The following is a 12,878-nucleotide window of genomic DNA, read 5'->3' as shown; positions in this document are numbered from 1 at the left end:
ATTAATTTTGTTTTTCTTCTGTTGTTTGTATTTGTTTTTGGGGTGTTTTTTTGATTTCATCGTCAAAAAGCATTCTGACAGATGGCGTATAATCGTCATCATATTGACCACTTTTTACCGCTACTATAAAAGCAATAAAAAAGCCAACCGCAACGAATATGCTAATGGAGATTAATAAATAAATGACACTCATACCTTAAATTTGTGTTAACAAAGTTAGCCTGCTCTCTTTTTATAAAATATGACATTTATCATACTTCGTTTATTTGTTAAAATTCTTATTAAAATATTTTAACTTTCTTGCATAATAATTACTCATAACGGTAACAAAACTGACAATTGTAATGGTACTTAAAGGCATAATAATTGCCGCAACAAGCGGTCGTAAATTCCCACTAATGGCAAATGATAACCCTACTACATTATAAAGCAGTGATAAAGCAAAACTCAACTTAATTGTGGTCATCGCTTTTTTAGAAAGTTTTAAAAAATAATGCAGTTTTTGAAATTCATTGGCTTCTAAAATAGCATCACACGCAGGTGAAAAAACATTTACATTTTCTGATATTGAAATACCTATATTACTTTGTGCCAATGCTCCTGCATCATTCAATCCATCCCCTACCATCATCACATTGCGACCTTGTTCTTGTAGTTTTTTGATAAACTCCAATTTTTGTTCTGGATTTTGATTAAAAATCAATTCGGTTCCTTGAGGTAAAATGGTCTCTAAGGCTCTTCTTTCACCATCATTATCTCCAGATAAGACTTTGATTTGATAATCATCATTTAATCCTTTAAAAAGGCTATCTAAACCTTCTCGATATTGATTATTGAAAATATATTTCCCATAATAAACGCCATCAATTCTAATATGAACAACGGTTCGTAACAAAGCATTGCCTTCTATTTTTCCAACAAATGAAGCAGAACCAATTTTAATTTGTTTCCCATCTATTGTGCCCTGAATCCCTTTCCCATTAATTTCTTCAAAATCAGCAATAGATATTTTTTGCATCTCTGGTAAATAATCATATAACATACGACTCAAAGGATGGTTGGACGCACGAAGTAAATTCTTAATCCAAAGGCTATCTATATCAGAAATAGGATTACCCTGATAGGAAATACTTGATTTTTTATTGGTCGTTATAGTACCCGTTTTATCAAAAACAATGGTATCTACTTTTGCCAATTGTTCTATTACCAAAGCATTTTTCAGGTAAAATTTCTGTTTACCTAAAATTCGCAATACATTCCCCATTGTAAACGGTGCAGTTAAGGCTAAGGCACAAGGGCAAGCCACAATTAATATGGAAGCAAAAACATTGAAAGCTGTAATGGTATCGATGAAAATCCAATATCCAAACGAAACAAAAGCAATCACGAGTAAAATTGGAGTAAAATAATGACTAATCGTATCCGTGATGTTTTTGTGTTTTTGCTCTACATTTTTTTGAAAAACATCATTGCTCCACAATTGCGTTAAATAACTTTGTGAAGTAGACTGTAAAACATCCATTTCAATCACTTTACCTATTTGTTTACCTCCTGCAAATATTTTATCACCAGAATTTTTAGTAATAGGTACAGCTTCTCCAGTTACAAAACTGTAATCAATAGAAGCGCTATCACTAATCAAAATTCCATCTACGGGAATTAACTCTTGATTTCTTATAAGTAGTCGGTCGCCTTTTATAATATCATAGACAGGTACACTTTCCTCTGTTGCATCAGGATTAATTCTAGTAATCGCTATTGGAAAATACGATTTAAAATCCCTTTCGAAACTCAAAAAACTGTATGTTTTAATTTGGAACATTTTACCTAAAAGCATAAAGAAAATCAACCCAGTCAAACTGTCAAAAAAACCGGACCCATAATCAAAAACAATATCTACGGTACTGCGAACGAACATTACTATAATCCCTAAAGCAATAGGAATATCAATATTCAACATTCTCGATTTGATGCTTTTATAAGCCGAAACATAATAACTACTAGCTGAATAAAAGAAAGCGGGTAACGAAAGAGCGAAGATTAACCATCTAAAAAAAGGGCGGTACGCGTCCAACCAATATTCCCTTACTTCAAAATACTCTGGAAAGGATAACAACATAATATTTCCAAAACAAAAGAAAGCGACTCCCAATTTATAAGTTAAACTTCGATCCACACTATTACTTCCGGTTTCATAGTTTTCTAAACTAATATAGGGCTCATAGCCAATAGAACTCAATAAATAAGCAATTTCACTAAGCGAAACTTCTTCAGGATTATAGGTAATTCGGACTTTTTTTTCTGGAAAATTAACCTGAGAAGTACTTATTCCTTTTTGAAGACGCTGTAAATTTTCCAAAATCCAAATACACGAGCTACAATGAATATGAGGAATACTAAGTGAAACAATAGCGGTTGCAGTTTCTTGAAAATCCAATAATTTTGAAATGATATTTTCATTTTCTAAAAATTCATATTTACCTTTAATATCTAATGGTGTTGCTCCAGGGGATTTTTCAAAATCATAATAGCAAGTCAAATCATTGACACTAAAGATTTCGTACACCGTTTTACAACCGTTGCAACAAAACTCTTTATTGTCAAAAATAATTTCTTCTGCTCTTATAATATCTAACCCACAATGGAAACAGTTTTGTGTGTCCATAAATTTGCTCATTTTACCTGATGCAAAGCTCTTAAACGAATGTTAATAAAAATATGATATATGTCATATTAAAACGTATTTTTACATAAAAACAAACTATTTCAAGATGAGTAAATGCGAACAATGTATCGTTAGGGAATTTAGCTCACTAAAAGCCCTTAACAAAGATGAACTAGTTAAACTTGCTGATTGTAAAACATCACGCATCATAAAAAAAGGAGAAGTCATTTTTGAAGAAGGAGAAAATGTAAATGGAATCTTTTGTATAAAAGATGGTGTTTGTAAACTATCAAAATTAAGTCCAAACGGTAAAGACCAAATAGTTAAACTAGTTTCAAAAGGAGAATTATTGGGTCAACGTTCTTTAATCAGTGAAGAACCTGTAAACTTAAGTGCTATAGCACTGGAGGATATGGAAGTTTGCTTTATTCCCAAAAGTGAAGTAATGGGGTTTTTTGATAAAAACAATCAGTTTTCAATGAATGTCATGAAAGTAATTTGTGGCGATCTTAAAGAAGCTGATGGACATATGGTTGATATGGCTCAAAAAACAGTAAAAGAAAGACTTGCAGAAACACTATTGTACTTACAAGCTACTTTTGGCATAAATGAAGATAGTAGCTTAAAAGTTCAGTTATCTAGAGAAGAGTTAGCCAGTATGATTGGTACTGCCACCGAAAGTTGTATACGATTACTTTCTGATTTCAAAAAATTGGGGTTAATTGAATTAACTGGTAAAAAAATCACACTTATTGACATCAATAAATTAAAAAGAATAGCAGAATAATTATTTTGTTATAATACTTTCTTCGCTTCCTCCAAAAATTGAAGTATGTGAAAATCAGAGATTTTAAATTCCTGTTTTTGGGGTAACCGCTTCGCTTCTTCCCAAAATTGAAGTATGTGAAAATCAGAGATTTTAAATTCCTATTTTTGGGGTAACCGCTTCGCTTCTTCCCAAAATTGAAGTATGTGAAAATCCGAGATTTTAAATTCCTATTTTTGGGGTAACCGCTTCGCTTCTTCCCAAAAAACATCCATTTCAGCCAAAGTCATGTCCATTAGTGGTTTTCCTAATTCTCCTGCTTTACTTTCTAAATATTGAAAACGTTTAATGAATTTTTTGTTAGTGCGTTCTAAAGCATCTTCGGGATTTACATTTAAAAAGCGAGCGTAATTAATCATTGAAAATAAAACATCGCCAAACTCGGATTCTATTTTATCTTGGTCTCCTGCTTTAACCTCAACCTGTAATTCCTCCAATTCTTCTTGCACCTTGTCCCAAACTTGATGTGATTCTTCCCAGTCAAATCCTACCCCTTTTACTTTATCTTGAATTCTACTTGCTTTTACTAAAGCAGGTAAACTTTTAGGAACTCCTTCAAGAACCGATTTTTTACCTTCTTTCAATTTTAATTTTTCCCAATTTTGCTTGACTTCTTCTTCATCTTTTACTACCGTATCACTATAAATATGAGGATGACGGTGAATCAATTTTTCACAAATTTCATTACACACATCCGCAATGTCAAAATCATTAGTTTCACTGCCTATTTTGGCATAAAAAACAATATGTAATAGTAAGTCACCTAATTCCTTCTTTACTTCATTTAAATCATTATCCAAAATAGCATCCCCCAATTCATAGGTTTCTTCAATAGTAAGGTGACGTAATGTTTGAAGAGTTTGTTTTTTATCCCAAGGGCATTTTTCCCTTAGATCATCCATAATATTTAATAATCTTTCAAAAGCTTGAAGTTGAATTTGTCTTGCATTCATAGCGTACGGTTTTGTGTAAAAATAAGAAATCCTGTAATCTAATAAAGAAGATTACAGGATTAATTTATAAACATAAGGAATTAATTATTCCTTAACTTTTTTTTCTTTTTTTGGTTTTTCAACAACTGCTTCTGCTTCAACAGTAGTTTCTACTTCAGTAGATTCAGCTGGAGCCTCATCTACAATTAGCCCTTTTGCTTGAATCGTATTGTACCAATTCAAAATTTTCTTGATGTCAGATGGATACACTCTTTCTTCATCGTAATCTGGCAAAATTTCTTTAAAATAAGCTGCTAATGTGGCATTATCTTCTTTATGAGAGATTGCTGGACCATTACTTTCCTTAGCCCCAATACGTTTCATTATTTCGCCTAACGGTTGTTCTCCTTCATAAGTATAAACTGAAATCTCAGATAATAAACTTACATTGCTTTTTAAATTTACCGTGATTTTTTTTCCATCTGCTAATGATTCAGCTACAAAACCAGTACGCGTTTGTACTTTAAGTACGTATAAACCTGGCTTCCCTGAAATGGATAATATTTTTTCTAAACTCATGCTTTTTTAATTATTATTAAGAATTCAATTTGTATTATATTTTTTGTCACGACCAAAGACCATACCAAAATAAGAAATGAAAAATAATATTATCTTCCTTTTTTCGCAATAAAACGCATTCTATAATCTTGAAACGTTTTTCCTTCAGTAATGTTTTTTAATTTTTTTTGTATCAATCGTTTTTTTAGAGATGAAATTTTATCTGTAAACAAGATTCCTTCAATATGATCGTATTCGTGTTGAATTACTCTTGCAATTAAACCGTCAAACACTTCCGTTTTCATTACAAAATCCTCTTCACAGTATTCAATAGTAATTCTTTCGTTTCTATAAACGTCCTCACGAACGTCAGGAATACTTAGGCAACCTTCGTTAAAACACCATTCTTCTCCATCTTCCACTAGAATTTTCGCATTAATAAAAGTTCTTTTAAAGCCTTTTAATTCTTTTTGTGCCGATGCTTCTAAATCCTCATCCTCGCTAAAGGGAGTTGTATCAATTATAAACAAACGAATCGCTTTCCCTATTTGTGGAGCCGCAAGGCCAACACCATAAGCATTATACATCGTTTCATACATATCCGCGATAGTTTGTTTCAAGTCTGGGTGCTCCTCCGTAATATCCTCCCCTACCTTTCTCAAAACAGGATGTCCATATCCTACAATTGGTAAAATCATTGTTCTTGTATTAAATATTATCAACCACAAATCCAGAATCAACATTCCTTAACTGCAGTTTGCAAAAATAGTAAAAAATTAGACAATGAATAATTCCAAATTGATAAATAATATTTTTTTATACTATTGTATTAAATGGTCATTCATTATGATAGGCTTAAATCATACAATCCTTATCTTTGTGAGTAAGCGATATTATTTATGATTTCTACAATAAAAAAATTTACAGACAGTACCAATTTTACAAATGCATTAAAAGTAACTATTTCCGCAGTAATTCCTGTTTTGTTATTTACCTATTTAGGTGATTATTCTATTGGCTTTACAATAGCTCTTGGTGCATTTTTCACGTACCCAAGTGACATTCCCAGTAACTTAAAACACAAAGTAATTGGAATTCTAGTAGCTACATTAATTGTTTCTGGAGTGAATTTATTAATAAATCTTATCCATCCCTACCCATGGATTTTTTATCCATTATTAGCAATATTAATTTTTATATTATCCATGATCTCCGTTTACGGACAACGTGCGATTATGGTTTCATTTTCAGCATTACTGTCTATTTCTTTGGCGTTTGCTCATATTAATTCGGGCTGGGAAATGGTATTGCATTCCGGACTTCTACTTATAGGAGGATTATTTTATTTACTAATTTCATTGCTTTTTTTTTACATTAGACCTCATAGATATGTAGAACTACAGATCGCCGAATGCATTCAATTAACTTCCAGTTACTTAAAATTAAGAGGTGATCTTTGGAAAATAAATTCGGATAGAAAAGCAATCACAAAAAAACAGTTACTATTACAAGTAAAACTGAATGCTATTCATGAAAATATTCGAGAAATTTTAATACGAAATCGTACCAATTCAGGTTCTTCAAATCAAAATCGTAAAATGCTTATTCTTTTTATTTCACTTGTAGAAATAATGGAACTCGCCATATCAACTTCATTTGATCATAATAAATTACATCAAAAATTTGATAACCATCCCAATGTTTTATTGACATATCAAAACTTAGCATATAACCTGTCCAAGGTCTTAAAAGAAATATCAAAAAGCATTGAAGACAAAAGCAAATACAATTCGAAACATAATTTAATAACCGATTTACACGAATTTGAAATAGCTATTTCTGACTATGAAATTGAGATAGGAAAAACACGTGCGACTGAAGGCGTTTTTATGCTTACAACTATGTTGCACTATGCTGAAAAGCAAGTTGAAAAAATAAAAACACTAGAACGTGCTTATACTTCAACCGTTGACTTACATGACTTTAAAGAAAGAGACAAAGATTTAGAAAAATTTATAACGCCATTATATTACCCAATAAGTACATTTCTAGAAAATTTGAGTTTTTCATCGACCGTATTTAGACATTCTCTGCGTTTAACAATTACAATATTAATTGGTTTTATTATTGGGCAACTACTTCCGTTTCAGAATGTATATTGGATATTACTTACCATTATAGTTATCATGCGACAAGAATACGGCTTAACAAAACAACGCACTTATCAAAGAATTTTTGGTACTCTTTTAGGTGGATTAATTGCCTTTGGGATTTTATCAATTGTTCATGATAAAAACATAATAGGGGGTTTAGCTATTATTGCAATGCTTTTTGGATTTTCATTTACTCCCACTAATTATAAAATTGGAGCCACATTTGTCACTTTATATGTGGTTTTTATTTATGGAATTTTAACACCTAATATTCAAGATGTAATCCAATTTCGAATATTAGATACCCTAGTGGGTGCTACATTATCCTTTTTAGCTAATTATTTTTTATGGCCTTCTTGGGAATTTTTGAGTATTCCAATCCATTTGGAAAAATCCATTAAAGCCAACAGAAATTATTTACAACAAATATCGATTTTCTACAATGAAAAAGGAATCGTTTCTACCTCTTACCGCCTTGCCAGAAAACAAGCATTTATTGAAATTGGAAACCTTATGGCTTCTTTCCAAAGGATGTTGCAAGAACCTAAATCTAAGCAAAACAAACTAGCTCAAGTGTATAAATTAACGGTGCTGAACCATGCCTTACTGTCATCCGAAGCCTCATTAGGAACCTACATTCAATCACACAAAACAACGGAAGCTTCTGAAGCCTTTAATGTGGTTGTAAATCAAGTAATAAAAAATTTAGATTACGCTATAGTACTTTTAGGAAATACTGCTTTAGAACAAAAAGAAGAAAACAATAATGAAGAATTCAATACACGATTTACGGAGTTAAAAAAGATTCGTGAAAAAGAACTAAAACAAGTAAATAATAGTAATGACGCAGTGTTTCAACAAAAAATGCAAGAGGCACAACTTGTGATTGAACAATTGATTTGGTTAATAAACTTATCTGAAAATATTGTAAAAACAACAAAAATATTGATCCAAACAAAAAATGAATCCATTAGATAGGATTCATTTTTTTTTATAATTGCAATTCTATTTTTAAAACTTAATTATTCAGTTTTAAAACTTCAGCAGTGTGTTTTCTTATTTCAGCTGAAAGTGCAGGATTCTCATTTAATTGCTGGCCAAAAGAGGGTATCATTATTTTCAATTTTTCTTGCCATTCTGATGTTGCCAATTTGTCTTTAAAACATCTACCTATTAGATCTACCATAATGGAAACCGCCGTTGAAGCGCCTGGTGAAGCGCCTAATAATACTGATAAAGACCCATCGGCAGTAGTAATCACCTCAGTACCAAATTCAAGTATTCCTCCTTCTTTTTTATCTCTTTTTATCACCTGAACTCTTTGCCCTGCTCTTTCTATAACCCAGTCTTTCGATTCTGCTCCAGGCACATATTCTCTTAAGGCATTCATTCTATCTTCTGGCGATTGACGTACTTGCTCTATTAAATATTTTGTTAGTGGAATGTTTTTTATTCCTGCAGAAATCATTGGAAAAATATTATCTGTAGTGATCGATAATGGCAAATCAGAATAAGAACCATTTTTCAAAAAACGAGTAGAAAAACCAGCAAAAGGTCCAAATAGTAATTGTTTTTCTCCATTAATCATTCTAGAATCGATATGAGGAACAGACATAGGAGGCGCACCTACACTAGCTTTTCCGTATACTTTCACTTTATGTTTAGCAATTACCTCTGGATTCGTACATTTAAGCCATTGCCCACTTACTGGAAAGCCACCGTACCCTTCTCCTTCAGGAACATCGGCTTTTTCTAATAATGGTAAAGAACCTCCACCTGCACCAATAAATAAAAACTTAGTATACACCTTCATTTTTTGACCCGTAACCAAATCCGTGATTTTTAATCTCCATTTACCATCATCACGTCTTTTTATCTTAGAAACTTCATGGTTATAATGAATCGTAACTCCATCTAAATTTGATAAATAACCAAAGATATTTCTAGTTAATTCACCAAAGTTAACGTCCGTTCCTATAGCCATAGAAGTGGCAGCCACTTTCTCAGACTCATCTCTACCTTCCATTACTAAAGGCATCCACTCTTTCAATTGAGAAAAATCAGTACTGAAAACCATATCCTTAAAAAGCGGATTGGCTTGTAACACCTCAAAACGTTTCTTTAAATAGGCAACATTTTTTTCACCCCACACAAAGCTCATGTGCGGAATACTTTTGATAAAATTTTCTGGAGAAGGTAATTTATTTTGTTCCACTAAATAAGACCAAAATTGTCTTGATACTTCAAATGATTCAGCTATACTAATTGCTTTTTTAGGATCAATAGAACCATCTGCTCCTTCTGGGGTATAGTTCAGCTCACAAAAAGCAGAATGTCCAGTTCCAGCATTATTCCATGCATCAGAACTTTCGGCAGCCGCAATGTCTAATCTCTCAAAAATTTGAATTTTTATATCAGGTTGTAGTTCTTTTAGAATTAAGCCAAGCGTGGCGCTCATAATTCCAGCTCCTATAAGTACTACTTCAGTATTTGAACGAATGGTTTTTGTATCAAGCATATCAAAATTTTAAAATGCAAAGATACTTTATATAATTAAAAAAATTATAATAAATTAAGGTGGAAAAGTTAGAAATTACGAAAACGTTCTAGTCTTTATAGTTGATTCAAAATGACTACTTAAAACTTTTTTTGAATCAGGTAATCTTGAAGCATAATTGTAGCCGAAATTTCATCAATTAGGCCTTTATTTTGACGTTGTTTCTTATTGAGTCCACTATCGATCATAGTTTGAAAAGCCATTTTTGAGGTAAAACGTTCATCCATTCGTATGACTTTCATGTCTGGAAAATGGTTGGTAAAATGAGTCACAAAGCCTTTTATTATTGAGGCACTTTCGGATGGTTGACCATTCATTTGTTTAGGTTCCCCAATTAAAACTGCCTCCACCTTTTCTTTGGTAAAATAATCTTTCAAAAAAGCAATAGCTGTAGCAGAGGGAATAGTAGTTAATCCCGAGGCGATGATTTGCATTTCGTCTGTAACAGCAATTCCGGTGCGTTTTTGACCGTAGTCTATGGAAAGTATTCTTGGCATTTTATAGGGAGTCTTTATATTTTATGAAAGCAAAAACAGAAACCATTTCTTTCTCAACATCAACTTCATAAACAGCTATATATCCTTTAAAAACATAATCTCTTATGTTTTCATTTTCAAAATATCTAGATACTTTAAAATGAAAGGGATGTTTTAGGTCTTTTTTAATGTTTCTAAGTAATTCTTTTCTGAATTTTAATGCCGCTTTGGGTTTGTCTTTGTAAATAAAACGAACTTGATTTGTAAGTAATTCCAAAAATTCATTGGAGACACTAACTGTCATATTCTGAAAAGGTTTGATCTAAAATAGCATCTGCTTCTTCAACAGTATGCATTTTTTCAGCACCACTTTTTAGTTTAGCATAAGCAATATCTACCTTTCTTTTATTACTATCCAATTGTGCATCTTCTTGAACTATTTTCAACTCATCCGAAGAGAATGAACTCAATAATTCTAAAATTTTGGCTTTGATATTGGGTTGAAATTCTAATCTAATGGTTTCCATAATCTTGATTTTAAAATACAAAGATAAAACATTTCATGATAAGTTGTTTTTTGTATTCGTTTCTCCATCACACCAAATATCTTGTCTGTTTTCATATGATTTTTAAAACAAATTTAAAATCAAAATCTTGTCATTAAAGAGGGCTGCGTGAGGGATTGTAGTGAAGCTCTTTTTATTGCTGGATTTTTTGACCAGTAATAAAAAAGCGAGAACGAAAAGCCCGACCCGAAGTTTTTACGTAGGGTCATGCCCAAAGAAATCATATGAAAAAACTAACATTTTGGAAAAATTTTCACTTTTTGCTTTTGGTTAAAAAGTATATCTTTGTAAAAAATCTAACAAAAATGAATCCATTACAGACAATTATAGAACAAGCTTGGGAAAACCGTGCTTTGTTACAAGAAACTACAACAACTGATGCTATCAGAGAAGTTATTGAATTATTAGACGCAGGAAAATTACGTGTTGCTGAACCAGTAGGTGAAGGATGGCAGGTAAATGAATGGGTAAAGAAAGCGGTTGTAATGTACTTCCCTATTCAAAAAATGGAAACTTGGGAAGCCGGTATTTTTGAATACAACGATAAAATGTTGCTAAAAAGAGATTATGCTGCCAAAGGAGTTCGTGTAGTTCCTGGAGCATCAGCTCGTTATGGTGCTTATATTTCAAGTGGTGTAATCATGATGCCAAGTTATGTAAACATTGGTGCTTATGTAGATGAAGGAACCATGGTTGATACTTGGGCAACTGTAGGAAGCTGTGCTCAAATTGGTAAAAATGTACATTTAAGTGGTGGTGTTGGTATTGGTGGTGTTCTTGAACCTTTGCAAGCGGCTCCGGTAATTATTGAAGACGGCGCTTTTGTAGGTTCTCGTTGTATTGTTGTTGAAGGAGTTCATGTTGGTAAAGAAGCAGTTCTTGGTGCTAATGTTTGTTTGACTGCCTCTACAAAAATCATTGATGTTACTGGTGAAACTCCGGTTGAAATGAAAGGTTTTGTACCTGCTCGTTCTGTAGTGATTCCTGGTAGTTATACTAAAAAATTCGCTGCTGGTGAATTTCAAGTACCATGTGCATTAATCATTGGGACACGTAAACCTTCAACTGATTTGAAAACTTCATTGAATGATGCTTTACGCGAATATGACGTAGCGGTATAATCCGATTCGTTAACCCACTTTATAAAAGACCTATTGGATATATCTATAATTATCGTTAATTATCGTGGCTGGAAAGCATTAGACGAATGTTTAGAATCTATTGCTACAATTGTTTCAAAAACAATTTCCTTTGAGGTTATCGTAATTGATAATTTCTCTAACGATGGACAATTCTCTATTTTTAAAGAAAAATATTCCAAGTTTACAATAATAGAAAATTCTGGAAATAATGGTTTCTCAAATGGTTGCAACGTTGGTGCAAGCATGGCTACGGGAAACCATTTCCTTTTTTTAAATCCAGATACCAAACTTACTATTGAAGCATTAGAAATACTTTTACAAACTGCCGTTTCACATCCTGAAATTGGAATTCTATCGTGTTTACAAATCAATGAGAATGCTATTTTCTATAAGCAAAACAACTTATTTCCTGCTTTGGGACGCTTTTTCGGAATTTCGCGAGCGCTGTTTAGAAAATGGAACAAAGCCAAACTAGAAAAACGCTTTAACACTACTACCGATTTGTTTTACCCAGATTGGGTCACTGGTGCAGTTATTTTTATAAGCAGAGATTGGTACACCAAAATTAACGGCTGGAACGAAGATTACTGGTTGTACTTTGAAGATGTTGATCTTTGTAAAAAAATAACCGATATAGGTGGAAAAGTGGGCGTTACTAGAAAAGCAACGATTTTTCATCAACATGGTGGTGCTTCCCGATTGAATATCAAAACAAAAGCACTCACAAAAACAGAAGTTATTATTTCAAAACACACTTATATTAGCAATCAATTTACTTTTGGAATACAAATCTATTTACATAGCTTGTTGATTATTGGAGTACTATTAGAAAAAATAATATTATCTGTTATTAGTCTATTTTTATTTTTTATTCCAAAATTAAAAGTGAATCGGTTGATGCTTAAAAATCTATCCGTTTATTATTTTAATGCCATACAAAAGCAAACCTGGATTAGTCCTAGAGCCATGAATTACTTGAAAATAAAAGCATAACTTTTCAAAT

13 protein-coding genes are annotated in these 12,878 nt (G+C 32.2%); 4 read left to right on the top strand and 9 right to left on the bottom strand.

Features of this window, described 5'->3' with window-relative positions; all coding sequences use genetic code 11:
- Nucleotide 1: 1 nt before the first annotated feature.
- Nucleotides 2–193: a cbb3-type cytochrome oxidase assembly protein CcoS gene (ccoS, locus tag AB3G33_RS09415; protein ID WP_367768600.1), complete on the bottom strand. Its 192-nt coding sequence runs from the start codon at nucleotides 191–193 to the stop codon at nucleotides 2–4.
- Between the two features lie 69 nt (nucleotides 194–262).
- The gene (locus AB3G33_RS09410) at nucleotides 263–2,665 is read right to left on the bottom strand and encodes a heavy metal translocating P-type ATPase metal-binding domain-containing protein (RefSeq protein ID WP_367768598.1); all 2,403 of its coding nucleotides are present in this window, start codon (nucleotides 2,663–2,665) and stop codon (nucleotides 263–265) included.
- 106 nt (nucleotides 2,666–2,771) lie between these two features.
- Between AB3G33_RS09410 and AB3G33_RS09405 the strand changes: the two genes are divergently transcribed.
- Nucleotides 2,772–3,452 carry a Crp/Fnr family transcriptional regulator gene (locus AB3G33_RS09405; protein ID WP_367768595.1) on the top strand — a complete coding sequence of 227 codons (681 nt, stop codon included), beginning with the start codon at nucleotides 2,772–2,774 and terminating at the stop codon, nucleotides 3,450–3,452.
- Between the two features lie 209 nt (nucleotides 3,453–3,661).
- On the opposite strand, the gene mazG is transcribed toward AB3G33_RS09405, so the two are convergent.
- The 3 genes from mazG to def all read right to left on the bottom strand — a co-directional run bounded on the left by mazG (nucleotide 3,662) and on the right by def (nucleotide 5,679).
- Entirely contained in the window at nucleotides 3,662–4,444 is a 783-nt protein-coding gene (mazG, locus tag AB3G33_RS09400; RefSeq protein WP_367768593.1) for a nucleoside triphosphate pyrophosphohydrolase, read from the bottom strand.
- Between the two features lie 84 nt (nucleotides 4,445–4,528).
- Nucleotides 4,529–5,002: a DUF5606 domain-containing protein gene (locus tag AB3G33_RS09395; RefSeq protein WP_367752085.1), complete on the bottom strand. Its 474-nt coding sequence runs from the start codon at nucleotides 5,000–5,002 to the stop codon at nucleotides 4,529–4,531.
- 89 nt (nucleotides 5,003–5,091) lie between these two features.
- Nucleotides 5,092–5,679, bottom strand: a complete 588-nt coding sequence (gene def, locus AB3G33_RS09390; RefSeq protein ID WP_367768590.1) for a peptide deformylase — start codon at nucleotides 5,677–5,679, stop codon at nucleotides 5,092–5,094.
- Between the two features lie 201 nt (nucleotides 5,680–5,880).
- On the opposite strand from def, the gene AB3G33_RS09385 reads away from it, so the two are divergent.
- On the top strand, nucleotides 5,881–8,112 hold the full coding sequence (locus AB3G33_RS09385) for an FUSC family membrane protein (protein WP_367768588.1): 2,232 nt from the start codon (nucleotides 5,881–5,883) through the stop codon (nucleotides 8,110–8,112).
- 40 nt (nucleotides 8,113–8,152) lie between these two features.
- Here AB3G33_RS09385 and AB3G33_RS09380 read toward each other — a convergent pair whose 3' ends face one another.
- The 4 genes from AB3G33_RS09380 to AB3G33_RS09365 all read right to left on the bottom strand — a co-directional run bounded on the left by AB3G33_RS09380 (nucleotide 8,153) and on the right by AB3G33_RS09365 (nucleotide 10,694).
- On the bottom strand, nucleotides 8,153–9,652 hold the full coding sequence (locus AB3G33_RS09380; protein ID WP_367768586.1) for a malate:quinone oxidoreductase: 1,500 nt from the start codon (nucleotides 9,650–9,652) through the stop codon (nucleotides 8,153–8,155).
- Between the two features lie 119 nt (nucleotides 9,653–9,771).
- The gene (gene ruvX, locus AB3G33_RS09375; protein ID WP_367768583.1) at nucleotides 9,772–10,188 is read right to left on the bottom strand and encodes a Holliday junction resolvase RuvX; all 417 of its coding nucleotides are present in this window, start codon (nucleotides 10,186–10,188) and stop codon (nucleotides 9,772–9,774) included.
- Between the two features lies 1 nt (nucleotide 10,189).
- Nucleotides 10,190–10,471 carry a type II toxin-antitoxin system RelE/ParE family toxin gene (locus tag AB3G33_RS09370; protein ID WP_367752075.1) on the bottom strand — a complete coding sequence of 94 codons (282 nt, stop codon included), beginning with the start codon at nucleotides 10,469–10,471 and terminating at the stop codon, nucleotides 10,190–10,192.
- Entirely contained in the window at nucleotides 10,461–10,694 is a 234-nt protein-coding gene (locus AB3G33_RS09365; RefSeq protein WP_367752073.1) for a hypothetical protein, read from the bottom strand. The genes AB3G33_RS09370 and AB3G33_RS09365 overlap by 11 nt, the downstream gene beginning before the upstream one ends.
- A gap of 344 nt (nucleotides 10,695–11,038) precedes the next feature.
- On the opposite strand from AB3G33_RS09365, the gene AB3G33_RS09360 reads away from it, so the two are divergent.
- Together AB3G33_RS09360 and AB3G33_RS09355 are read left to right on the top strand one after the other, a co-directional pair.
- On the top strand, nucleotides 11,039–11,854 hold the full coding sequence (locus tag AB3G33_RS09360; RefSeq protein WP_367752071.1) for a 2,3,4,5-tetrahydropyridine-2,6-dicarboxylate N-succinyltransferase: 816 nt from the start codon (nucleotides 11,039–11,041) through the stop codon (nucleotides 11,852–11,854).
- 33 nt (nucleotides 11,855–11,887) lie between these two features.
- Nucleotides 11,888–12,868, top strand: a complete 981-nt coding sequence (locus AB3G33_RS09355; RefSeq protein ID WP_367768579.1) for a glycosyltransferase family 2 protein — start codon at nucleotides 11,888–11,890, stop codon at nucleotides 12,866–12,868.
- Nucleotides 12,869–12,878 lie beyond the last annotated feature (10 nt).

This window comes from Flavobacterium sp. WC2421 (genome assembly GCF_040822115.1).
Lineage (GTDB): Bacteria > Bacteroidota > Bacteroidia > Flavobacteriales > Flavobacteriaceae > Flavobacterium.
Note: the sequence above shows the minus strand (reverse complement) of the source record. Positions and strands in the feature narration are given on the sequence as shown.

What these genes read in the sequence shown, in the direction of transcription:
- AB3G33_RS09395 (WP_367752085.1), bottom strand. Translation starts at nt 5,002, where the DNA reads ATGAGTTTAGAAAAAATATTATCCATTTCAGGGAAGCCAGGTTTATAC.
- def (WP_367768590.1), bottom strand. Translation starts at nt 5,679, where the DNA reads ATGATTTTACCAATTGTAGGATATGGACATCCTGTTTTGAGAAAGGTA.
- AB3G33_RS09385 (WP_367768588.1), top strand. Translation starts at nt 5,881, where the DNA reads ATGATTTCTACAATAAAAAAATTTACAGACAGTACCAATTTTACAAAT.
- AB3G33_RS09380 (WP_367768586.1), bottom strand. Translation starts at nt 9,652, where the DNA reads ATGCTTGATACAAAAACCATTCGTTCAAATACTGAAGTAGTACTTATA.
- AB3G33_RS09410 (WP_367768598.1), bottom strand. Translation starts at nt 2,665, where the DNA reads ATGGACACACAAAACTGTTTCCATTGTGGGTTAGATATTATAAGAGCA.
- ccoS (WP_367768600.1), bottom strand. Translation starts at nt 193, where the DNA reads ATGAGTGTCATTTATTTATTAATCTCCATTAGCATATTCGTTGCGGTT.
- ruvX (WP_367768583.1), bottom strand. Translation starts at nt 10,188, where the DNA reads ATGCCAAGAATACTTTCCATAGACTACGGTCAAAAACGCACCGGAATT.
- AB3G33_RS09405 (WP_367768595.1), top strand. Translation starts at nt 2,772, where the DNA reads ATGAGTAAATGCGAACAATGTATCGTTAGGGAATTTAGCTCACTAAAA.
- AB3G33_RS09365 (WP_367752073.1), bottom strand. Translation starts at nt 10,694, where the DNA reads ATGGAAACCATTAGATTAGAATTTCAACCCAATATCAAAGCCAAAATT.
- AB3G33_RS09370 (WP_367752075.1), bottom strand. Translation starts at nt 10,471, where the DNA reads ATGACAGTTAGTGTCTCCAATGAATTTTTGGAATTACTTACAAATCAA.
- mazG (WP_367768593.1), bottom strand. Translation starts at nt 4,444, where the DNA reads ATGAATGCAAGACAAATTCAACTTCAAGCTTTTGAAAGATTATTAAAT.
- AB3G33_RS09360 (WP_367752071.1), top strand. Translation starts at nt 11,039, where the DNA reads ATGAATCCATTACAGACAATTATAGAACAAGCTTGGGAAAACCGTGCT.